Annotated in this window: 20 protein-coding genes and 1 pseudogene; all 21 read right to left on the bottom strand. The window is 36.8% G+C overall.

Features of this window, described 5'->3' with window-relative positions; translation table 11 throughout:
- Positions 1 to 71: 71 nt before the first annotated feature.
- Positions 72 to 1371: pseudogene (gene flxY, locus M2306_RS14725) on the bottom strand (flexirubin biosynthesis putative acyl-CoA ligase FlxY).
- Positions 1362 to 3026 carry a C45 family autoproteolytic acyltransferase/hydrolase gene (locus tag M2306_RS14720; RefSeq protein ID WP_259189277.1) on the bottom strand — a complete coding sequence of 555 codons (1665 nt, stop codon included), beginning with the start codon at positions 3024 to 3026 and terminating at the stop codon, positions 1362 to 1364. Before M2306_RS14720 ends, flxY begins: the two are co-directional and overlap by 10 nt.
- Positions 3010 to 4548, bottom strand: a complete 1539-nt coding sequence (locus M2306_RS14715; protein WP_259189252.1) for a phytoene desaturase family protein — start codon at positions 4546 to 4548, stop codon at positions 3010 to 3012. The genes M2306_RS14720 and M2306_RS14715 overlap by 17 nt, the downstream gene beginning before the upstream one ends.
- Positions 4538 to 8215 (bottom strand): 1-acyl-sn-glycerol-3-phosphate acyltransferase, encoded by a 3678-nt coding sequence (locus M2306_RS14710; RefSeq protein WP_259189254.1) that lies wholly within the window; start codon positions 8213 to 8215, stop codon positions 4538 to 4540. Before M2306_RS14710 ends, M2306_RS14715 begins: the two co-directional genes overlap by 11 nt.
- 2 nt (positions 8216 to 8217) lie before the next feature.
- Complete coding sequence (locus M2306_RS14705) at positions 8218 to 9408, bottom strand: DUF2062 domain-containing protein (protein WP_259189255.1); 1191 nt, start codon at positions 9406 to 9408, stop codon at positions 8218 to 8220.
- An 11-nt stretch (positions 9409 to 9419) separates the two neighbouring features.
- Positions 9420 to 9902 (bottom strand): hypothetical protein, encoded by a 483-nt coding sequence (locus tag M2306_RS14700; RefSeq protein WP_115092076.1) that lies wholly within the window; start codon positions 9900 to 9902, stop codon positions 9420 to 9422.
- Between the two features lie 7 nt (positions 9903 to 9909).
- Positions 9910 to 10275 (bottom strand): ApeI family dehydratase, encoded by a 366-nt coding sequence (locus tag M2306_RS14695; RefSeq protein WP_002988575.1) that lies wholly within the window; start codon positions 10273 to 10275, stop codon positions 9910 to 9912.
- 160 nt (positions 10276 to 10435) lie between these two features.
- Positions 10436 to 11050, bottom strand: a complete 615-nt coding sequence (locus M2306_RS14690) for an outer membrane beta-barrel protein (protein WP_115092077.1) — start codon at positions 11048 to 11050, stop codon at positions 10436 to 10438.
- 54 nt (positions 11051 to 11104) lie between these two features.
- Positions 11105 to 11725, bottom strand: coding sequence for a porin family protein (locus M2306_RS14685; RefSeq protein ID WP_259189257.1), 621 nt, complete (start codon positions 11723 to 11725; stop codon positions 11105 to 11107).
- Positions 11726 to 11735: 10 nt separating this feature from the next.
- Positions 11736 to 12353 carry a flexirubin biosynthesis protein LolB2 gene (gene lolB2 / locus M2306_RS14680; protein WP_259189260.1) on the bottom strand — a complete coding sequence of 206 codons (618 nt, stop codon included), beginning with the start codon at positions 12351 to 12353 and terminating at the stop codon, positions 11736 to 11738.
- A complete protein-coding gene (gene lolA2 / locus M2306_RS14675) occupies positions 12331 to 12960 on the bottom strand; it encodes a flexirubin biosynthesis/transport protein LolA2 (RefSeq protein WP_115092080.1) in 630 nt (209 codons plus the stop codon). Before lolA2 ends, lolB2 begins: the two co-directional genes overlap by 23 nt.
- Positions 12957 to 13724: a polysaccharide deacetylase family protein gene (locus M2306_RS14670; RefSeq protein ID WP_259189262.1), complete on the bottom strand. Its 768-nt coding sequence runs from the start codon at positions 13722 to 13724 to the stop codon at positions 12957 to 12959. Before M2306_RS14670 ends, lolA2 begins: the two co-directional genes overlap by 4 nt.
- Complete coding sequence (locus tag M2306_RS14665) at positions 13718 to 14704, bottom strand: beta-ketoacyl synthase N-terminal-like domain-containing protein (protein WP_115092082.1); 987 nt, start codon at positions 14702 to 14704, stop codon at positions 13718 to 13720. The genes M2306_RS14670 and M2306_RS14665 overlap by 7 nt, the downstream gene beginning before the upstream one ends.
- A 3-nt stretch (positions 14705 to 14707) precedes the next feature.
- The gene (locus M2306_RS14660) at positions 14708 to 15904 is read right to left on the bottom strand and encodes a beta-ketoacyl-[acyl-carrier-protein] synthase family protein (protein WP_259189264.1); all 1197 of its coding nucleotides are present in this window, start codon (positions 15902 to 15904) and stop codon (positions 14708 to 14710) included.
- 2 nt (positions 15905 to 15906) lie between these two features.
- Positions 15907 to 16164, bottom strand: coding sequence for a phosphopantetheine-binding protein (locus M2306_RS14655; protein ID WP_002988585.1), 258 nt, complete (start codon positions 16162 to 16164; stop codon positions 15907 to 15909).
- Between the two features lie 5 nt (positions 16165 to 16169).
- Positions 16170 to 16790, bottom strand: a complete 621-nt coding sequence (locus tag M2306_RS14650; protein ID WP_259189265.1) for a 3-oxoacyl-ACP synthase — start codon at positions 16788 to 16790, stop codon at positions 16170 to 16172.
- Positions 16791 to 16797: 7 nt separating this feature from the next.
- Positions 16798 to 17919: a beta-ketoacyl-[acyl-carrier-protein] synthase family protein gene (locus M2306_RS14645; RefSeq protein ID WP_259189266.1), complete on the bottom strand. Its 1122-nt coding sequence runs from the start codon at positions 17917 to 17919 to the stop codon at positions 16798 to 16800.
- Entirely contained in the window at positions 17916 to 18368 is a 453-nt protein-coding gene (locus tag M2306_RS14640) for an acyl-CoA thioesterase (protein WP_002988595.1), read from the bottom strand. Before M2306_RS14640 ends, M2306_RS14645 begins: the two co-directional genes overlap by 4 nt.
- Entirely contained in the window at positions 18343 to 19620 is a 1278-nt protein-coding gene (locus tag M2306_RS14635; RefSeq protein ID WP_115092086.1) for an ABC transporter permease, read from the bottom strand. Before M2306_RS14635 ends, M2306_RS14640 begins: the two co-directional genes overlap by 26 nt.
- Entirely contained in the window at positions 19613 to 20365 is a 753-nt protein-coding gene (locus M2306_RS14630) for an ABC transporter ATP-binding protein (RefSeq protein WP_115092087.1), read from the bottom strand. Before M2306_RS14630 ends, M2306_RS14635 begins: the two co-directional genes overlap by 8 nt.
- Positions 20365 to 21360, bottom strand: a complete 996-nt coding sequence (darH, locus tag M2306_RS14625) for a BtrH-related acyltransferase DarH (protein WP_115092088.1) — start codon at positions 21358 to 21360, stop codon at positions 20365 to 20367. The genes M2306_RS14630 and darH overlap by 1 nt, the downstream gene beginning before the upstream one ends.

The following is a 21360-nucleotide window of genomic DNA, read 5'->3' as shown; positions in this document are numbered from 1 at the left end:
AACTATCGTTTTTTATAAAGTTGTAATGCCTTTAAAATCATTTATAAAATTTAAAACTTTCTTTTTGAGTTTTACTGTACACGCTTATCAATAAACGTGATGGGTTTTCTGCTTAATGCATTAAAAACAATGGGCTGTAAAACCTCCATTTCTTCAAATACTACTTGTGGCGTTACCCTTAATTTAGCGCGAAATGTATCTTTAATTTGCTTCATGTATTCGTCTGAGGTATCGGTACTCACCAGTCGAATGACAATTTCATCCGTTCCGATGTCGTTGGTTTTTACCTCTACCAAGTGCATTTGAATGGATTTGAAGGCATTGAGCATATCGTGAATTGCGGGTGGATAAAACGTGGTCCCTTTATATTTAATCATGTGCTTTTTGCGTCCTTCCACGGGTCCTAAGCGATAGGAATTACGACCACATGAACAAGGTGTTGTGTGTTTTCGCACCATATCACCTGTTTTAAATCGCACCAAAGGTATCCCTTCGACACCCAGTGTTGTAATAACTAACTCACCAAGTTCTCCTTCTTGGACGGGGATATTAGCCTCATCTAAAATTTCGGTAATAATCAATTCTGGGATTACATGCCCCCCTTGATGCAAATGGCATTCTGTAAAAGCGGCACCCATTTCTGTTGAGGCATAGGTAGAGAATAGCTCCAACGGCCATTTCTCTAAAATTCGATTAGCTAGAATACTGGGTTGTAAATCTGCTGTACGCAGTGCCTCTCCAATGCATATCACACCTTGCACACTGCTGTTATTTATAATCGATGCCTACTTTTTCTGCATAATCAATGAGTTTCAGTAAGAAGGAAGGCACTCCAATCAAGTATTTCGGTTGGTATTTAAGAATAGAATCCCACTGCAATTGCGGAATTCCAGCCCCAACACGAATAACGCCAGCCCCCAATTTACGCAAGCCTAAAAAATAAGCCAATCCCGCCATAAATCGGCGATCTATAGTCGTCATGAGTTGCACTGTATCTCCTTTTTGAACACCTGCAATGGTAAAAGAAGTGGCTTCGTTAAAGGCCAATCGATCTAAATCTTTATCAGTTAATCCAAAGGTTACAGGATCTCCTAATGTCCCAGATGTAGTGGCATAATCTATGATTTGAGTTTTGTCCACACAAAAGAAATCATCGTTATTTCTCTGCAAATCGTCTTTGGTAATTAACGGCAATAAGGGAAGATCTTCCAAGGTTTGAATGGCTGAAAGATTAACTTGTTGCTCTTGGTACAATTGCTTATAAAAAGGCGAATGTTGGCTGACATAACGCAACACTTCTCTGAGTTTTTGCTCTTGAAAATGTTTTATCTCATCAACTGATTGATTCATTACTGACGAATTTAGTTCCATTTTCTATTTATTTTTTTGAGGTATTTCTTTATTTCTTTTTCGGCATTCACCGTTGTCACTTCTTTGGTCAAGGCTTGTTCAAAAGCTTCTTTGGCCAATTGATATTCTCTTTGGTTGTAGTAATATACACCTGCGCGATAATAAACCAACCAGTACTCAGGATTCAATTGCTGATAGGCTTTAAGCGTCACTGCCTCTATTTTTTCATTATGCTTTATCTGCTGTTCTATCACGCGATTTTCTTTTCTGAATGCTTCATAGTCTGCATACGCCTTGGTATGTATAAATGGATCCTCAGCAATCGTTAGACTATCAATAGCATACGAATGCACTTCTTCAAAGGTATTCGAAAAAACAGTATTGAGGTCATAAGCTACGAACTCCCCTAATTGGTAAGGGTTAGAAGATACCCACACGAGGCGTTTTTCAGGTTGAAAAATAATACCATGATGGGCAAGGAGTTGATTTAGGGCTTTCTCGTTCCCGTATCCTAATGCTTTGTTGTCTAATCCTTCCGTATTACGCAGTAAATGTGCCATCTTTAACGGAGACAATTGGTGTTCCTCGTCCACAATTTCCTTTATTTTCTCCCAACGGTATTGCGAATGACTTTCTTCAATTTGTTTGCGGTTGCGCTTATCTTTGGCAAAAGCTTCGCTTTGGAAGTGATTGGAACAGATCACCGAGGATACATTAGGCATATCATACACGCCAAAATTTTTAGGTGCTATTTCAATAATAACGGCCTTTTGATCATGGGCACTCCCCACTAAAATCGATTCAGAAACGAAAACTTCTTTCTTTTGGGCAATGGCAATTGCTTCTTCAATTGTTGAGGCATATTGCAGAATTTCACGTGCCACAACAGAAATTGGTGTTTTTGCTTTTAGCGGTATGGCCGATTTCCCAGCATTTAACGTCACGGTTAATCCTTCTTGATTCATACCTGAGACAACCCCTGTCATCCCTCCCCAAGTCACAGACATAAATGCATGTCCTTGATTAGGTTTGACAAAAGCGATGATTTTATTTTCTGCAAATTCATCTCCTGCATAAAAATCAAAGTTACGGCCAATAAGCAATCCTCCATCTTCTGAATGCTCTCCCCAAACAGCCAAAGAAGAACAGCCCACAAGAGCTAGATCTTGAAACGCATGTCCAATATCATGTGCGCCGTGCAAATACAGGTTTCGATGATAGGCATCCCCTAGATAAGCAAAGCGATCACTAGCATATTGAGATACGCCGTAAATTTCAGTTTTAAACTCTTCTGGAATATAGCGATATAGATGTCTGTTGTAAAATTTAAGCATTTTGACCAACATCTTTTGTTTGAAAGCGGAGGGTACAAATTCCTCTACTTTAGCAAAAAAAACGGTTTCTTGCTTTTGATATAGTTTTTGTGTCAGGGCACCAGTCTGTAATCCAATTTGATAGGGATCTCCTTGTACATACAGCTCCCATAGTTTTTGTTTATTTTGATAAAGATACGCTTGTGTTGTAATTTTCAACGTATCGGTATCATACGACAATCGAGGCACAATTGTGTCGTATTTTTCAATCGGCGGAAAGTCTTTGAGTCCTTTTTTAATTCCACAATTTGCAACCAATACAGCCAGTAGAATTAACCAAGCGATTCTATATGTGTATTGCATCATCTCGATATTGATTTAATTTTTGCGTTAGACTCTCCCTGTCAATCATTTCCATACAGGTTACAAAGGCACCGATTGTTACCCCCATAATTCCGTGCATTCGCACATTTTGTCCACTGAAGAACAAATTGCCGATTTTGGAACGCGGTGAAATAAACGTTTTCATTGGGCTATTTGCATCCTTAATAAACCCATACATATTTCCCTTTTCTGATCCGATAAAATCGCGATAGGTTAGTGGAGTTGAGGTATATATTCCTTGGATAGCCTCTCGAATCCCGGGGTATATTTTTTCGAGCTTTTGAATGATCAATTCTGCTTTTTCTGCTTTAAATTGCTCATACGATTCCTCGCGTTGTTTCAATGCTTTGATGGTGGATACATTATGAGTTTGCTCCCAAGGTTCTACTTCGGAAAAATCCATATAAGTCATTGCTGTCATGCTATCAGCAAACGTTTGTTCTGTCTTATTTGCATTCATCGAGGCGACAACCAAATTAGGCCAATTTGCCTTGCATTTTCCATTGGTATCCCAAATATCAGCTGTACTGTTATAATGGTAAATATTGTTGTTATAATAAGGAAATTGCTCTTTTTTAAAGACAATATACAGGGAAAAAACAGAGGTTACTTCTTCCAAGCTCATGATTCGCTTGACAAAAGGTTTCGAGAAATGATTGGGTCCCACCATTCGAATGGTTTGTTTCAAATTGATATTGGAGATGAATTGTTCTCCTATAAAAATTTTGCCTTCTTTGGTTTTACAACTCGTAATTCGCTCTCCATCAAATTCAAAATCTACTACTTCTGTATTTTTATAAACTTCACCGCCATATTGCTTTAATTCAGCAATGAGTAATTTACTAATTTGACTCCCACCATTGATACAACGCCATGCACTTTGAATATACGAATTCACAGTCAACGCATGGACATAGAGCGGTGTTTTTTCTTTGTTGGCTACATAGAGAAAATTAGACCCTACTAGTACCGCTTTTAAGCGTTCATTGGTTGTAATTTCATTTAGGAAATCATCTAATTTATAGGATACAATTTGATCGTTATAGCCTGTTCCTTGTTCTAAATTATACATGGGAAAACTATTGCAAATTGCTTGGATTTTCTCGATGTATTGACGCAAGGCTGGTTCTTCCTCTGGAAAATGAACCAATAATTGCTGTACAAAGTTTTCATACCCTTGTCCGTGAGGATACTGAATCATGTCGTCGCCAAAAGAAATCAAATCATACCCGTTGAGGTCCATTTGCTTCAATTTTAGCTTATCCATGATACCCAAGTAAGAAAAGTACTTGTATAAATTCTGTCCTTTCTCTAATCCGCCAATATAGTGTACGCCCGTATCGAAAATGGATTTCTCTCTTGAAAAAGTCTGTAGATTACCTCCATATTGGTTGTTTTTTTCCAATACACATACTTTCTTGCCTTCTTTGGCAAGAATAACTGCAGAGGCCAATCCGCCAATTCCACTTCCAATAATGACTACATCATATTTATTTTCCATCGTGTACCTTATTCCAAACAACAACGTAGTTGTCTTCCGTTATTTTTGTAAATCCTTCATATGCTTCTAGCAGCACTCCTGCTTTTTTCAGTACAATGATAGTCTGATAATGCGCAATAAAATCAGTGGTCAATGCGGTGTTTGCACTACTCACTAAGAGTGTATCACATTTGCTTTGTACATCTAAAGTATCCCCGTAGTGGATCTTTCTTTTCTTAACAATATAAAGTGTATTGGCTACATCACGGTGTTCTTTATCCGCAATATAGCTGTATATTTTTCGCTTGCTTTGTTGCAAGGTCAATAGCATATTCAATTGTCCGTAATCATCTGCAATATGATGAATACCTCCTTCTGAAGGTACGTGTTGATTTACTTCAAAGTAAAATTTACGGTATAGTTTATAATCCGCTTTGACTGCTTTCACTACATAAGGAAACTTATATAGATACGCCCAGAATACTTTTTTCTTAAAGTAATCTACATCTTCTAGTTCTGTTCTTATTTGGGCAAATTCAGCTTTAAAATGCTTACTAATGGCTTTTGTTCGCTGTGCATAAGTCGCGCCAAATGAAGCATCATCATGCGAAATTCGCTTGCCAATCGTGGCTATAATATGCCCATCGTAGATGATATAATCTCCTTTGGGTATAGTTTCTGAATTACCGTGAATATAAACTGGTACAACATCCAATTGCAGAGTTTCGGCTAAGAAAAAAGCTCCTTTATGGAAGCGTTGCACCGCATTGGAATGTGAACGGGTACCCTCTGGGAAAATCATTAAGGAAAAGCCCATTTCTACTCTTTTCTTTAGGTGATCAATGCTGTTATCTACACCTTCAGAAACGCGATAAAAACCTGCGGACTGAATAGCCTTTCCGAAGATAGGGGATTTATACACCCAATCGTTTACGAGATATACTACATTAGGATAAACCATCCCCATCACTAACGAATCTAAAAAAGAGGTGTGATTGGCAATTATAATTGCTGGTTTTTCAAAGGTTTCCTTATGTGGGTTTCGCACTTTTTTACGCACAAAAGCATTCAAGTACAAAACAGAGGTCATATACCAATGCATTCCCTTGCTGAACATACGCAATTTGGTTCGTTCTTTACCAGGGGCTACTAGTAGAAATACTTTAGAAACCATGGAATACAAAAATCCAAATACTCCAAAGTATAGGAAAGACACCATGCTGTGTAACAACAAACGCAACGTAATTGGCGAATTACCTCTCTGTTGTCTATTGACAAAGCATATTTTAAACAGACGCGGATAAATGACAAAGGCATTGATTGCTGCAACACTCATTCCGATAATGGAAACAAAAGAAATTGATTTCAATGCAGGATGTTTCGCAAAGACCAGTGTTCCAACAGCTAATAAAGTAGTCAATACGGCTAAAATAATAGAAGCGCGATAGGTTGGCATACTTTCTTCTCCTGTGGTATATTCTTTTTGTAGGGCATTGGTAATGAAAATAGTAAAATCAACACCTTGTCCAAAAATTATAGTACACACAATGGTGCTAAAAATATTGAATTCGATATGAAATAACCCCATCAAGCCCGCCGTGATTAAACCCGTAATAACGATGGGAATCATGGAGACAATAACCAATTCAATTCTTCTAAAGAATAGCCATAAGATAGCGAATACTGCTAAAAAAGAATAGTTGACTAAGTCATTAAAATCATTGACAATATTCCCTAAAAACGTTTCATTCATTTCTTTTCGATCAATCACAATAAAATGATCAGAAGAAGGAAATTCTTCCATGAAAGCTTGTCTGTGCTCTTCTGGCAATTTGACTACCGTGCTGAGGGTATAATGTCCATTTTTCTCGATTAAAAACTCATCTATAATCTGTGGGTTTAAATCTGAATAGTCTTTAATTCCAATGGGTTCAAACTTGTTGTGCAACAAGGCGAAAAAGGGTTGATATGCCGTTTCGTTAAAACCGTATTTTGCTCCTTCGTATTTGAATTGTTCAATGAATTGGTTGACATTCTTTTTGGACCAGAAATTCTCCCATTGAGCAATTTTAGCTCGTTGTTGTTGGGTAGATAGTACAAAATCACCCAAAGAACTAAAGTGTAAAATCTCTCCTTTTGTTTTGGCTTGTTCCAATTGCTTCGCCAAAGCTACGTTTTGCTCCACAACTTGTTCGATATCCTCTCCAAAACACGTTAAGTACAGTGATTTGGAGCCACTGTCAACTGTCGATTCTAGTTTTTGTTCCGCTTGTTTTAATTCTTCTGGGAAGTAATTCAACGAGGATAAATCGCTATTAAATTTGACGTTTTTAAACGTAAATAGACTGATAAGTATGATTAATCCACACAACCCTAACAGCACCTTGCTTTGATCAAAAGGAAAGTGAGCAATTTTATCTAAAAGGGAACTTGACTGATTGAGTCTGTCTTTCGCTGAAGGTTTATATAAATGAGGAATTAATAAAAGCGAGATGATTCCAGCTCCCATAACGGTAACAGAGGCAAAAATACCTAAATCTCTCAATGCTTCAGAGTGTACAAAAACCAAGCATAAAAAAGCGATGGCTGTTGTAGAGGCGCTCATCATAATAGGATTTGTAATTTCTTGATATAGCACTTTAATATCATTACAATGTTTGTAATGTGTCATGATATGCAGGGCATAGTCAATGGTAATTCCAATTAATATTGCACCAATACTCAAGGAAATAGCCGAGATAGCATCTGTCATAAAATACAAGAAGAACAAGGCAACTAGAGCACTAATAAAAGTGGGAATAAAGAGTATAACAGGAATTGTTATTCGTCTGTAAAAGGCAATGAGCAACAGCATCAAAACAGTGATGGAGATTGCTACAGTTTGCTGAATATCACTTTTAATTTGCGTTGCATTGGCAACGGCTACAAAAGAAGCACCGAAATAATCTATCGTAACTTGCTCTTGTTTGTGGTTAAATTCTTCTTTTATTCCGTTTAAAAAGGCAATAAAGTCAGTATTGTGTGCCGTATCACTTCCACTGTAAACGGGATCAATGAACAACAGCAATTTATCTTCTTCTTTGTTGAATAAAAAACCATCGATTAATTGAAACCCATCGCCAATATTTAGTTTTTGCAATTTCTTTAAGGCAATAAAACCAACGCCAAAAGGATCTTTCTGGATGAATTGCTTGGCTACTAAACTCGTTGGTGAAACTAAGGTTTTATAGTTTGCTTCTACGGTTTGAGCGACGCTATCTAGCTGTATTTTTTGTTCTAATTCTTGATAATCCGCTTCATCTAGAAATAAAGGTAAATTTTGGTAGACAAAAGCAATGGTTTCATTGATATTTTCATCCTCTATTTTACCTTGAATATGTTTAATATAGGCTTCTTTTGTTGCTAAAGTGTCAAACAAATGGGATGCCAATTCAACCATATCATCGGTTGTGCCTCCTTTTTGTTTTTCAATGATGACGGTAATCTTATCCGAGAAGCGCAATTGTTCCAATACTTTTGCAGTTACATTGGACTTCTCGCTTTTGGGTAATATACGCGTAATATCTTCTTCAAATTTAATATTCCATGCTCCAAAGGCCATACAGCTGATAAACAGCACAACGCTGATGAAAAATAATAGTTTATTTTTCTCCCCCCATTGATATATTTTATAAAACCAATTTGCCATTTTTAATTTTTCTGTTTTTGAGCGATTGAGATTACAAAGAAACTGATGGATCCCAAACAAAAGCTGGCCATCACAGCGAGTGCAAAGCTACCTAAAATATATTGCCATAAATGCTCTGATATGGCCGCAAAGCTGTATACGCTTATCAAAATATGCTGACTGCCATGCGGAACCATGTAATAGCCTAATTGCAGCGAGGCATAGACAATAAGGGGAATCATTGGAGGTATACTCACATTGGAGAAAGCAAACGCTAAAACCTTATTCAATCGAAACGTAATTGCTAAAAAGATTGCAAGGAAAGAGTGTAAGCCCCAAAGTGGTGATAACCCTATAAAGGTCCCCAATCCAATCGACAATGCTTTGACTGAAGCCGTATCATTACTTCCTAGAATATCTTCGGTTATAAAGGCTTTAAAGCTTTTTTTTTTGAAGCTGCGAAGAAAGTTTCTAGGGATGATGTACAGCAACGTAATACAAACCAATATGGTATTTAGGATACTGATTCGAGTAAAATCTTTGAAAGGTCTAAAGTGAGATACTCGTTCACTGCTGTCGTATAAAACTTGTACGGGTACATTTTTTACCTCAACATCATTCCAAGCTGCTCGAACAATTACTTCTATTTCAAATTCAAACTTGCGCGTATAATACTTTTTCGCCAACTTATTTAAAGGATATAAACGATATCCTGATTGTGTATCTGAAAGAGATATTCCCGTCTCAAACCAAAACCAAAAGTTAGAAAATTTATTGCCAAAACTACTTTTTTTAGGTACGCCATCTTGATTCATATTTCTTGAACCAATCAACAATAATTCTTTATTTTTTGCTTCTTCTAGTGCATCAACAAAAACAGGAATATCAGAAGGATAGTGTTGTCCGTCAGAATCAATAGTAATCGCATAAGAGTACCCTAAGGCTTGTGCTCGTGCAAATCCTGTTCGCAAAGCATTTCCTTTTCCTCGGTTTATAGGGAGTTGAATAAGCGTAATTTGGTGCTGATACGCCTCTAAAATAAGGGCTGTTTCAGCGGTAGAACCGTCATTGACAACAATAACATCTGTTGTATACGCTAACACGCCATCTAAAACACGTTGTAACGTTTTATGGTTATTATAAGTGGGGATTAAGATGCAAATACCCCATTCTTTTAGCTTAGTCGTATAGGTTGCAAGATTCTGTGTTGTCATCGTTGTGCTTGTTAAAGCAATTTATTCCGGTCATCAGCAGTAAAGGCTTTCGATTGTTCAGCATAGGATTTAATCCATTTTTTCAATGCTGTTGTTTGTTGGCTGTACTGCTTGATAAGCATATTTTTATCACTGTCAATATTCTTGTAGTAGCCTACAATTTTGGGTGTATTCTCTTGGATAATTAAACGAACCAATCGAAATTCAACATTTGCAGGTTCTTTTTCGATCGCTGCTTCAATCAGTAAAGCGCCTTCCTTTACCAAATCTTTTTTTACTTTGATTTTCTTTTCAAATTTAGCCAAAGTAACCAAGGCAGCTCCTTTGTAAAGTGTAGCAGATTCGTCTGTTGTCTTAATAGTCAATGCTTTTTCATAAAAAGCTTGTGCTTGTTCAGCAGACAGACTCGCTTGCTGAAAACTCTTACTTAAATCAGTTGTTGAAACTTGAAAAAAGCTAATAAAACTGACTAACCAAATCAAAGCTACCTTCATATTTTATCTATTTTTGAGTGTATACACTGCTCATTTTGAGCGCTATTGTATCTTGAAAGCTAATACTGCTTTTTACCTTTATTAGGTCTTCTTTTTCTTCTACTGAAAAATTCACTACCAAAGTATGATCTACTTGTGGATTAATCAGCGTCATGAATTTCACATTTGATACTTGTTGCATAAAAAGCGTTTTGCTCGTTATTTCTTCCACCAATTCTTTGATAATCTGTATCATACAGACTCCAGGCATCACTGGGTTATCTGGAAAATGTCCTTCAAACACAGCATGATCTTTATTCAACTCAATATTGGCTTGATATCCAGTTTCTACATTTTGAATTGAAAGTACACGATAAAAATCCTTTATCAACATAAAATATCAGATTGCATTTTTAATTTCACAAAACTAATTAAAAAATGCATATAGTTATGGAAAAACCGTTCGTATTGATGTAAATGGTTTTAACATTACAAATTGCAAACAAAAAACTCTCTTTCAATTAAGAAAGAGAGTCCTATTTTTAGCCCTTTGTTTAGAAGGTAAAGGTCAATCCAATTTGGAAACTTGAGTTAAAACTGTCGTTATCGTACCAATAATTGTCCCAGAAGTAGTCATCTTTATCTACCACACGAACAACACCTTGTCTCCATCTTGCTTCTACACCCAGTTGTTCTGTAAGTTGATAACCCACTCCTAAATTCAACGTTAAATCACCATAAAAGTCTGTTTTACTTCTTCCTTGTGTCATGATCGCCAATCCTGGACCAACATGCACATTGAATTTATTAAAACGGAATTTATTAATTACGTTAATATCTATGTAAGCTAAGTTTACATCTTCTGATTGTGCATAGTTATTTTCATTATGCCAACTGTTATTCCAGCTAGAATTTCTAATGTAAGCTAAATTTGCATTTTTAGCCCCTTGCATGGTATAATTCAACTCCGGTTGTAGCGTATAAAACTTCGCTATGTGGATTGGAAATTGTAAACCCACATAAAAACCTGCTTTGTAATCAGCATCCGCATTGGAGATAGTTGATAAACTTAATCCACCTCTAATTCCAGGGGTAAATTTTTTTTGTGCATAAGAACTAGCTGTAATCCCTACAGCTAGACAAGAAATGAATAGTAATTTTTTAATCATAATTTATAGGTTATTTCGTTTTATTAATAAGGGAAGGTAATTATATTCCTACCTTTAAAAGGTAAAGGTCGCACCAATTTGAAAAGTTGAGTTTAAAACATCATCACCTTGTCTTTTATAATAATTATTTTGGTTCCAATATCCATAATCATCTACAATAGAAAGTAACCCTGTTCTCCATCTTGCTTCTATTTCTAATCGCTCCGTAACTTTATACCCAGCTCCTAAATTGAGCGTTAAATCAACGTTTGTATCAGTATATTTACTTCCTTCCAATAAAAAGGCTAAACCAGGACCAATATGTAAATTGAATTTTTTAAATCGAAATTTATTGATAACATTCACATCAATATACGACAAATCCACTGTAGTTGTTCCAGCGTTCTTCGTATGAGAATTACTCCAAGAAAATGTTTCACCACCATAGAAATTTGCATTTTTTGCTCCTTGGCGAGTGTAGTTCAATTCGGGTTGTAGAGAATAAAATCGAGACAAGTGAATCGGAAGTTGTACTCCGATATAAAAATCCGTTTTATAATCTGATTCAATACTCGTCAACGTGGATAAACTAATTCCACCTCTAACCCCAAGTGTAAACCATTTTCTCTTTTGTGCATAAGAACTAAAAGTAATCCCTGCAGCTAGACAAGAAATGAATAGTAATTTTTTAATCATACGTTATATCTTAGTTTTCTAATGGTGTTAGCTGAATTTCTAAAGGGAAGTTCTCGTGTTTTATTTCCAATACTTCTCCTTCTTTTGTTGCATAACTAAATACAATTTTTGGTTTTCTGGCATTTGCTGCAATTACAGTTGTCACATCTTCTTGTTGATTGACTACCACAAAGGCTTTTTTCTTTTTGTATGTTCCGCTATAAACTGTGGTATTGTCTTGTGTTGCTTTAGCCTTCAATGTATAGGTATCTTCCACTAAATAGCTAAAATCTTTAGCTAAAAAATTGAGAATTATCTTTTTATCCAGATCTGGCATCACATAATTAATGGCATACGGCTTGTCTTTGTAAATCGAGAAATCGAAAAGGGTATTTCCGAAATCAGAAGTCAATACAACACGGTGTACTTGTTCATCCATGCGCTTGACCACTAATAATCCGCTCACTTCTTTTTTGAAAATCTGAATATGAGCGCGAAAGATGTGTTCTTCACCAATGGTAGAAAAATAGTTATTGACTACTGTGTACGTGCCTTTTGTGTAGTCTTCTTTGTTTGTAACAGGACCGTAGTAGCTCTTACAAGAAAACAACAAAACAGCGACTAAACTAGTTAGTAAAAGCCTTTTCATCTAATTTGCTATTTATTTTTTTATTGCTGAATACAATACGGGTATAATCTGCTGATGGTTCAATCAATTTCACCTCTGAAACAGTATTCTGTCCTTCGTCAAAATACAGGACAATCTCACTGATGTACTGGGCAATTTCCTTACTTAGCGGAACTAATTTAGCAATACGTCTGTTTTTATTCTTAAAATACGTAATGGTAAATTCCTTTTCATCAAACATATTACCGCTGATGCTTCCAACAATCAGGGTGTTGATTTTGGCAAACTTTTTATTGTTCCCAATATCTATTTTATTCTTTTTCCCTTGATCATTAATGGTAATTTTATTGTCTGCAAAGGCAATGCTATAAGCGAAAGGGCTCGTGTATTTCCAAAGTAATTTATTGGGAATACTCAATTGCATTTGTCCTTTCGATTCAATTTCTTTGGACATGAAACTCATGTTTTTATACTGTACAAAATCAGTTGAAAGGGTTTTTATATCTTTAGTGGTGCTGACAACTTCTTTTTTGAATGTGCTTTTTTCATCACTTGTCATGGCTTTTTCTTGACTAAACCCCGTAAGAGCTGTTCCCAGTAATAAAGCGGTAAAGATTAATTTTCTCATTGTTTTCCTTCGTTTAAGAACTCTACTAAATTAACTATTTTATACTTCTCTTGCTGCAATTGTTGTAAAAGTCTTGCTAAGGCCTTTACTGATCGCTCGCTTGTATCGTGTAGGAGTACAATCGTTTGTTTGTCTATTCGCTTGTAAATGCGGTTATAGATTGCTTTTTCATCCTCAATCACGGTATCGAGTGAACGATTACTCCAGCCAATCACCCGATGTTTGGTTTGACGAAGTGCTTTTGCAATATGTGGATTGGTAATTCCAAAAGGTGGTCGATAAAAAGGCGTTTGGATGTGGAGAAACTCCTGCATCACGGCATCGCATTTTTCTATTTCTTCTTTGACTTTTGCTGTGGAGAGAAATCCCATGGTATTGGGATGTGAATAGCTGTGATTGCCAATTGTATGTCCTTCGGCAAGGATTCGTTGTGCAATAGCTGGATGTTGTTCGATTTGTTTACCAATACAAAAAAAAGTGGCTTTCGCTTGATATTGTTGCAACAAATCCAATACTTCCAATGTATGTAGCGTAGGTCCATCATCAAAGGTGAGGGCAATAGTTTTGGGTTGAGGATTTGGGCTTTTAAAGACTACGGGAATAAAGAATCCCAAGCGGATATCAAAAACACCCCAACTAAATAGCCCTATAAAAAATAGCAGTCCTGGTAGTAACCACACAAAAGATAGGCTATTATTTACTATCAAATAAAGCGCTATAACTACGTATATAACAGTTAGACCAAGGACTATTTTTCTCAACATCTTTTCAGTAATATAAAACTGTAATCTTTGTCCTGAAATTGATTGTAAAGGAGAATATAATGGATTCCATCTTCTTTTTTCATTCGCTCAGCAGCTAACAATAAGCCAAAAGACGAAGCTGTATGATGGTGCCCTACATATTCTTTATACGTTACAATTTCCTCTTGATTCCATGTGTTATATACCTCATCGAAGTAATGTTGATCTACAGGTAAATTACAACTACCAACAAATACAAGATCGATATCTTTAGCAGTCAGACTATTTTGTTTCAAAAAGTCCGTTAAACTAGTCTCCGTTTTTGTATTGCTGATGTGTATATCAACTAATTCAGCATAACTCGTTGTGGTTTGTTGTTGATCCAATACAACAAAAGTAGCTCCTTCGCCTGTATTAATTCCCTTTTCAAAAACCGTATCAGCCGTATTGACTAATTCAGCCGCTTGCTGATTGAGTACGGTTGTTTTTCCTACTTCATCAATACCACCTATCAGCGCATTGTCTACTTCTTCTGCTTGAATTTGCAAGAACCCATCGAGTAATGCTGATTCAAATGAACTGTTTTGATGTACATAGGTAAAGTTATATCCTTTACACCCTAAATGTAGCGCAATTTGCCCTCCAACGGTATTATGTGTAGATTGAATGAATGACGTAGGGGTCAAATAACTTTCGTTATTTTCTAATAACAATTCTAAGAATTTCTCTGAATCAACTAGACATCCTAAACCTGTTCCGGTAATGATGGCTTGTGGAACGTCAACCTGGGCTTCTTCTAAAGCAAAATGAGCCGTATAAATTCCCATTTTCACTCCTTTTGCCATTCTTCTTACCATAGCAGGAGCAATCAATTCTTTATACGAAGGTTGATGAGCTTCATTTGCCCCTTGCTCAATTTTTTTGAGTGATTCAACAGTAAAATTACGGGTTTGTTCTTGGATTGAAATAGAGGATACCCCATTGATATATACCTTTTTCATCTGTTATGCTTTAGTAAAAATAATCGTTGAACAATTTCCTCCAAATCCAAAAGAATTAGACATAACCGCTTGAATTGGTTTATGCAAGGTCTCCTTTTGTGGAACAACTGTTAATTCTTCCATGGGTGTGGAATGGTTCAAATTAGCAAAGGCCACATTGTGTTGTAGCGATAAAATACTGTAAACTGCTTCAATAGCACCTGCTGCTGCTAATGTATGACCAGTAAAAGGTTTAGTAGAGCTAAATACAGGAGCTTGAGATCCAAAAATACGCTGAATCGCTCTTCCTTCTGATAAATCATTATTTGGTGTTGCTGTTCCATGGGCATTGATATAGTCAATATCTTGTTTCTCCAGATTTGCCATTGTCAGTGCTTTTTGCATGGCTAAAAACGCTCCTTCACCGTCTTCAGAAGAAGCCGTTTGATGGTAAGCATCATTGGCATTGCCATATCCAGCAACCACACCTAAAATCGCTTGATTACGCGCAAGGGCAATATCTTCACGTTCTAAAACGAGATAAGCTGCTGCTTCGCCTAAATTCAAGCCTTTTCGATATTGATCAAAAGGAGTATTATCCGTATCAGATAGAATCATTAAGGTATTAAAACCATTTACAGTAAACTTGGATAAAGCATCCGTTCCGCCTACAATTACGCGATCTAATTTACCCGCTTTAATCATACGACAGCCCATCATCAAGGCATTCGCTGCAGAAGAACAAGCGGTACTGATTGTTGAAACATAGCCTTGTAATCCTAAGTAATCGGCTATTTTCTCTGTTGAATCTCCAGCTTCTTGACTGGATACGTATTTTCGAACTGCAGCATCGGTTTGGAAGGATTGATAATACTTTTCAATAAAATCCATTCCACCTACCGAAGTAGAAGATATTAATCCTGTACGAACAGCATTAATATCTTGTATATCGGCTTGCTCTACCGCTTGTTTTGCTGCATAAACAGCTAATAAAGCCGTTCTCGTATAGTTATTGTCTTCGGGTATATTTAGCCGTTTCATCAATTCCTTTGTAGTGCTTTTGACTTCACCTACTTTGATATTGTCTTTGTGAATGGAATCAAACAACATTAAAGTCCCTACACCAACTTGATGCGAGAGTAAAGCACGATAATTTTCTTCAACGGTTTGACCAATTGCAGAAATGATTCCCATACCCGTAACGACTATACGATTTTGCATATTTATTTTGTTCTATTTGCTGAAATATACGCTGCCATTGTTTCAATCGATTGAAAAATAGCTCTTCCTTCTTTCGGATCACTTAATTTGATTCCGTAGTCTTTGTCCATCAATACGATTAATTCTAATGCATCAATCGAGTCTAATCCTAATCCGTCTCCAAATAGCGGATCTGTATCTTGAATATCATTGATTTCGATGTCTTCAAGATTTAAAACGTCAATAATTTTCGTTTTTAATTCTGTTTTTAAATTTTCCATTTCAGTTAAAATAAATGCTTAATACTTTCTATTGTATGAGGTACTTGTCCCTGTTTTTCAACAGTATACAAGACCAATTGATATTCTCCATTTAAATAATCTACCCAACCGCATACTGCTTTAGCTGCGCGCTTCGTTTGCAGGGCATACGTTGCATAGTTATGCATCATTGCCGTATCGTAGGTTGGTGACATAAAAAAGGCATTTTCCCCTTGTAAGCGGTGTCTAATGCTTATTTCCGCCAAGCAAATATTTGCTAAGGTATACACGAATACAGCTGGACTAGGGTAACAAGCTTCTGGATCAGCAATGGATGCGCTGTGTTTTAAATCTGTATCCAAGCTCGAAGTTGAATTACTCAAAAAGAGTGCAGTATCATAGGAAGGTTGTTCCATAGCTGTTGATTTCAACACCATTTCTGCACCGATAAAGGTCAATTTACTCAACATATCCATTTTAAAAAACTTGGGATATTCCATCGTTTTTTCTTTGTATATGCGCTTTAAGAATAGGGCTAAATCCGCAGACTCCTCTGCTTCTGCCGTAAAAACGACTTCGCCATTTACGACTACTTTTCCTGCCTTAATTGTGCAATAATCTGTGATATAAAAAGTTTCTTCCTTCATCTTCTCCCTACTTTTTACTGAGTATTAATGCTGTATTTGATCCTCCAAATCCCGATGCCGTTTTCAAGGCGATTTGCAAAGGTTGACTTTCTTTTTCAGTCGTGATATTCACGGTTCTTGACACGCCTAATTGCTCAAATCCCTTGGATACAATTAATTCATTGTGTCTCATACTTTGCATGAGCATCACCACTTCTAACAACCCAGCAGCACCTAAAGTATGACCAAAATATCCCTTTTGACTGTGGATGGGTTTATGCGCCAATCCCAAGCGATCAAAAGCGATGGCTTCCATTTCATCATTATAGGCCGTAGCCGTACCATGTGCACAAATACAGTCGATTTGATCGACAGTGACTTGTGCTTCATTTAAGGCTTGTTGTATGCTTAAAAATAAACCCTCTCCTGTACGGGATGGTCCAGAGATATGATTTGCATCTGCAATAGACGCTTCACCTATGATTTCAAATGATTCGCCTGCTACCGCTGTTGTGCTGAGGTAAACGGCTACGGCTGCTTCGCCAAGAGTTACTCCTTTTCGATTTGCATCAAAGGGTGTACAAGGTTCCTCACTCATTGCTTGAAAACTAGTAAAACCTGAAACAACAAAAGGTGTTAATTCATCTCCTGCCAAAACATAAGCATCATTGAATTGTTCCATTTGAATCAGTCGTTTGGCAACCGCAATGGCTAAAATACCCGAAACACATGCATTGCAAACGACAATCGGCTGGGAAGTAAATCCAAAAAAATCAGCCACACGTTGTGCCGCTAAATTGATATCTGCTTCTTCCAATTTTCCTTCTGCTAAAGCAGCAATATTTCCTTTCGTTGTAGAAACAATCAAAGCGGTTTTAGCTGTGATCGCTTCTTGATGTAGGATCGGTTTTAGTGTACTGATTAACAAGCGTTCAAAACGAGTAAATGCCGTTATCTCTTCACCAAACGTTTCTTCTTGTTCGGCAATCCATGCATCGGCAATTTGCCCAGCATAAAAATCAGTCATAACCCCTAATTGGTCAATTTTTCTAATGCCTGATTGCTGTTGTTGTATTGCCTTCCAGTTTTGACTTTGACCAAATCCAATTGAACTGAAACACTCTGCTTTATTGATATAAACCTTTCTCATGCTTCTGTCAATCCTAATTTAGCTTTCCATTCTTCATAGAAAGGCGGTATTGCTAACGACAAGTTATTGGCTTGATCCAGGAAAACTTGTGTTGTTTCCCCTGTACAAACCACTTGGTCTTGTTCGTTTAAAATCTTAAATCTAAATATAATTTTTGCAGCAGGACTTGCTACATAGGTGGCTTGAATACGAATAACATCTCCGTACTTCAATGTGAGTTTATGCGCACAAGAAGAGGCTACAATTGGCGTTACATAACCCGCCTGTAACATATCTAAATAGGAAATGCCATATTTTCTGCCAAAGGCTTCTCTTGCATCTTCAAAATACACTAAATAGTTACCATGCCAGACAATTCCAAGAGCATCTGTTTCGTTGAATCGAACTCTAGTTTCTACTTCAACGGTAAGTTCGGAAACTTCTTTATAAAGATCTTTTTTTCTTATCATAAAACAACGCTATTGAGATCATTACTAAAGCAAACAAAAGTAGCAAAATAATCTCATTTCTAATTTCCCATAAACTACCTTGTCTAAGCAAAAGGGTATAGTATCCTTCCAATCCCCAATTCATCGGTGATATTTTAGCAATATACTGCATGATGGTAGGCATTGCAAAAGTTGGTACCCAAACGCCACTCACGGCTGCAAGGATAACAACAAAAGTTGCCCCAAAAGGAGAGGATTGTTCTTGTGTTCGAGCGATTGTCCCGAAAACAACCCCCAATGAGATGGCAGATAAACCAATACACAAGGTCAATACACTTAGATTAAACAATTGACTACCAATTGTAAAAGGTAACAAACCTAAGGAAGGAAAAACAAATTTTCCCACCCCTAAAATCAAATAAAATTGCAACAAGCAAATCACGAGATACGTTATAATTTTGCCTGTCCAAAGTATGCCCATACCAGTTGGAACGGTATACAATCTCACTTTAGTTCCTTGATTTTTTTCTTTGACTAAGTTCATAGCAAAAGGCACAATAATGAAGAAAATAGCAAATAAAGACCAAGCGGGTACATTGTGTTGTACTGCATTCGGTTTTACTTCATTATGTAAATCAAGGGGAGATATTTCTTTAAAAGCAAAAAGTGCTTCTTGTTTCAATAATGTACTGTTACTGTCTAAGTCTAATTGGGAAGCAAAAGCTCCATAGATAAACTTATTTTCGGTTTGTGTTACTATCCGATCAATGGCCGCTTTTATGCCTTCTTTATACGCAATTTGCAAAGCTGGGTCAAAATATAAGACCACTTCTTTTTGCTTAAATAACGGTTTTTCTTTCGGTTGTCCCACAGTATCACCTAATTGGAGTACTTCTTCTACATTCGCAGTAATATAGCTTTGAATCTCTTGTGTCAACTGTTTTGGAATCACAATGGCTAATTGGTACTCGCCTTTTAAAACAGCATTTGCTGCTCGTTCTTCCGTCAAGGGTTCTCCTTGTAAACTGGTGATTATTTCAAAGCTTCCCAATGCGTGAACCTCATCAAAGATTGCTTGAGAAACTTCATCTTGATCTTGATCAATAACCAATAATTTCAATCGTTGATTGGTTATATTTTCATATGTATTATTTTGAATTAAAGTCACTACAATGACCAAAAACACAGGCATAATGAATAGAACCGCTAAACCACCTAGATCTCTAGCCAACAGTTTCACCTCTTTGCGGATTGTCATGAGTAATTTATACATTGTCCTTCAAGTTTATACCGGTTAACTGCAAAAATGCTTCTTCTAAATTTGCCGTTTGCGTTTGTGCCATCAAGGCTTCACTTGTTCCCAAAGCAAATACTTTTCCTGTATTGATAATGGCAATAGACGTACACAACTCCTGCACTTCATGCAAATGATGAGAGGTATAAATAATTGTTGTTCCCTTGGCATTGAGTTCTTTCAAAAAGGAAACAATCAACAAGCGAGATTGTAAATCAACCCCTACAGTAGGTTCGTCTAAGAAAAGAATAGCAGGTTCATGTAAAATACCTGCAATGAGGTTTACTCGTCTTTTCATTCCACCAGAAAAGGTGTCAATTTTTTTATGTGCAAAGGCTTCTAGCCCTAAATAATCTAAATAGTATTGAACTTTTTGTTTGAGTTCTTTTCCTTTTAACCCATACATACTCCCTAAAAACATTAAATTTTCATGTGCTGAAAGGGTAGGATAGAGGGCATATTCTTGTGGAACAACCCCAATAATCCGCTTGATTTCTTTTTCGTTTTGTTGGTAGGTTTTACCTTCAATTTGCAACAAACCCGAAGTAGGCTTTATCAATCCATACAACATGGATAATAATGTTGTTTTACCCGCTCCATTTGGCCCTAATACACCAATAAAGTCTCCTTTGTAAATTTGCAAGGAAACATCTTCAATAGAAAAGAAATCTGCTCCTTTATATTGTTTGTATAATCGTTGTATGTCAATGACAATGTCTTTCATTACAAGGCTTTTTTGAGCTTTTTAAAGAATTGTTCTTCTCTATCTGCTAACACTTGAAGTTCTTTCGATAAACTAATGTACACATCGTCCCCGTTTTTGCGTTTTTTATACACACGGGCCGCATTTACGGCAAAATCTCTCCATGCATCGCCTATGGATGTCATTTCAGTTGCAAACTCGTTTAAAACGGGCTTATTGATCTTTTTAGCCGCTTCTTGAAGAAAAGCAGCATAGATAAAACGGAATCCACCGCCACCTGTTCCAATTTCCTCTTGCATACGCACCATTTGTGCTAAAAAGTGATTGGCTTTAGGCACGCCGTGTTTTTTGGGCCATTTCACAATGGCTTTGGCAACCATGCGCATACCGCGTACACCAACAATAGGCACAGGAGCAAGCATATCATTACACGTTTTTTTAATGGCTTTGACAATGGCTTTTTCCCAATCTAATTTTTGAGGGATGGCAATAGGGTAATAAATCTGACCTTTGGGAGCAAAAGCTCCTTGAGCAAATCGCACTTTTTCCAGTTCACTAGGCGTTAATTCTGTGGTTGTGGCCATAACAGGGTCACTCACCAAAAAATTAGCCTCCCTTTTGCCATAAACAACCAGATTATGCGCATTAAAATGAAAGCGATATTCTTCTGGGAAATAGGGTAGGTGATATACCCCTACTTGCAGACCACAAGGAATTCCCTGTGCAATCTTCGCTTCTAATTCGCGTTGTGCTTTTTGTTTATCGTTGAATTTTATGCGTTTTATTTTTAATCCCAAACGCTTCGCTAAACGATTAAAAATTAATCCAGGCATTGGTCTGTAACTAATGGCTGGGGCATGATTTACTTTGATAAAGGGCAAGTAAACAAAAAACAAACCTGATCCAATGCCAAAAGCCATGGGTTCACTGATTTGAATACCTTGGTTACTTAATAAATTTGAAGCTACACCATTTTCACAATGGGCAGACTGTTTGTGTACAAAATCTATCTTCAT

It is taken from the genome of Myroides gitamensis, from assembly GCF_029894455.1.
In the GTDB taxonomy this organism is placed as follows: domain Bacteria; phylum Bacteroidota; class Bacteroidia; order Flavobacteriales; family Flavobacteriaceae; genus Flavobacterium; species Flavobacterium odoratum.
This window is presented reverse-complemented; position numbering and strand designations above follow the sequence as displayed.

Excerpts from the sequence above, each read along its gene's own strand:
- M2306_RS14635 (WP_115092086.1), bottom strand. The coding sequence starts at position 19,620 with ATGTATAAATTACTCATGACAATCCGCAAAGAGGTGAAACTGTTGGCT.
- lolB2 (WP_259189260.1), bottom strand. The coding sequence starts at position 12,353 with ATGAAAAGGCTTTTACTAACTAGTTTAGTCGCTGTTTTGTTGTTTTCT.
- M2306_RS14650 (WP_259189265.1), bottom strand. The coding sequence starts at position 16,790 with ATGAAGGAAGAAACTTTTTATATCACAGATTATTGCACAATTAAGGCA.
- M2306_RS14645 (WP_259189266.1), bottom strand. The coding sequence starts at position 17,919 with ATGAGAAAGGTTTATATCAATAAAGCAGAGTGTTTCAGTTCAATTGGA.
- M2306_RS14705 (WP_259189255.1), bottom strand. The coding sequence starts at position 9,408 with ATGACAACACAGAATCTTGCAACCTATACGACTAAGCTAAAAGAATGG.
- M2306_RS14665 (WP_115092082.1), bottom strand. The coding sequence starts at position 14,704 with ATGAAAAAGGTATATATCAATGGGGTATCCTCTATTTCAATCCAAGAA.
- M2306_RS14660 (WP_259189264.1), bottom strand. The coding sequence starts at position 15,904 with ATGCAAAATCGTATAGTCGTTACGGGTATGGGAATCATTTCTGCAATT.
- M2306_RS14700 (WP_115092076.1), bottom strand. The coding sequence starts at position 9,902 with ATGAAGGTAGCTTTGATTTGGTTAGTCAGTTTTATTAGCTTTTTTCAA.
- M2306_RS14690 (WP_115092077.1), bottom strand. The coding sequence starts at position 11,050 with ATGATTAAAAAATTACTATTCATTTCTTGTCTAGCTGTAGGGATTACA.
- M2306_RS14655 (WP_002988585.1), bottom strand. The coding sequence starts at position 16,164 with ATGGAAAATTTAAAAACAGAATTAAAAACGAAAATTATTGACGTTTTA.
- M2306_RS14685 (WP_259189257.1), bottom strand. The coding sequence starts at position 11,725 with ATGATTAAAAAATTACTATTCATTTCTTGTCTAGCTGCAGGGATTACT.
- darH (WP_115092088.1), bottom strand. The coding sequence starts at position 21,360 with ATGAAGATAGATTTTGTACACAAACAGTCTGCCCATTGTGAAAATGGT.
- M2306_RS14715 (WP_259189252.1), bottom strand. The coding sequence starts at position 4,548 with ATGGAAAATAAATATGATGTAGTCATTATTGGAAGTGGAATTGGCGGA.
- M2306_RS14695 (WP_002988575.1), bottom strand. The coding sequence starts at position 10,275 with ATGTTGATAAAGGATTTTTATCGTGTACTTTCAATTCAAAATGTAGAA.
- M2306_RS14670 (WP_259189262.1), bottom strand. The coding sequence starts at position 13,724 with ATGTTGAGAAAAATAGTCCTTGGTCTAACTGTTATATACGTAGTTATA.
- M2306_RS14640 (WP_002988595.1), bottom strand. The coding sequence starts at position 18,368 with ATGATAAGAAAAAAAGATCTTTATAAAGAAGTTTCCGAACTTACCGTT.
- M2306_RS14710 (WP_259189254.1), bottom strand. The coding sequence starts at position 8,215 with ATGGCAAATTGGTTTTATAAAATATATCAATGGGGGGAGAAAAATAAA.
- M2306_RS14720 (WP_259189277.1), bottom strand. The coding sequence starts at position 3,026 with ATGCAATACACATATAGAATCGCTTGGTTAATTCTACTGGCTGTATTG.
- lolA2 (WP_115092080.1), bottom strand. The coding sequence starts at position 12,960 with ATGAGAAAATTAATCTTTACCGCTTTATTACTGGGAACAGCTCTTACG.
- M2306_RS14630 (WP_115092087.1), bottom strand. The coding sequence starts at position 20,365 with ATGAAAGACATTGTCATTGACATACAACGATTATACAAACAATATAAA.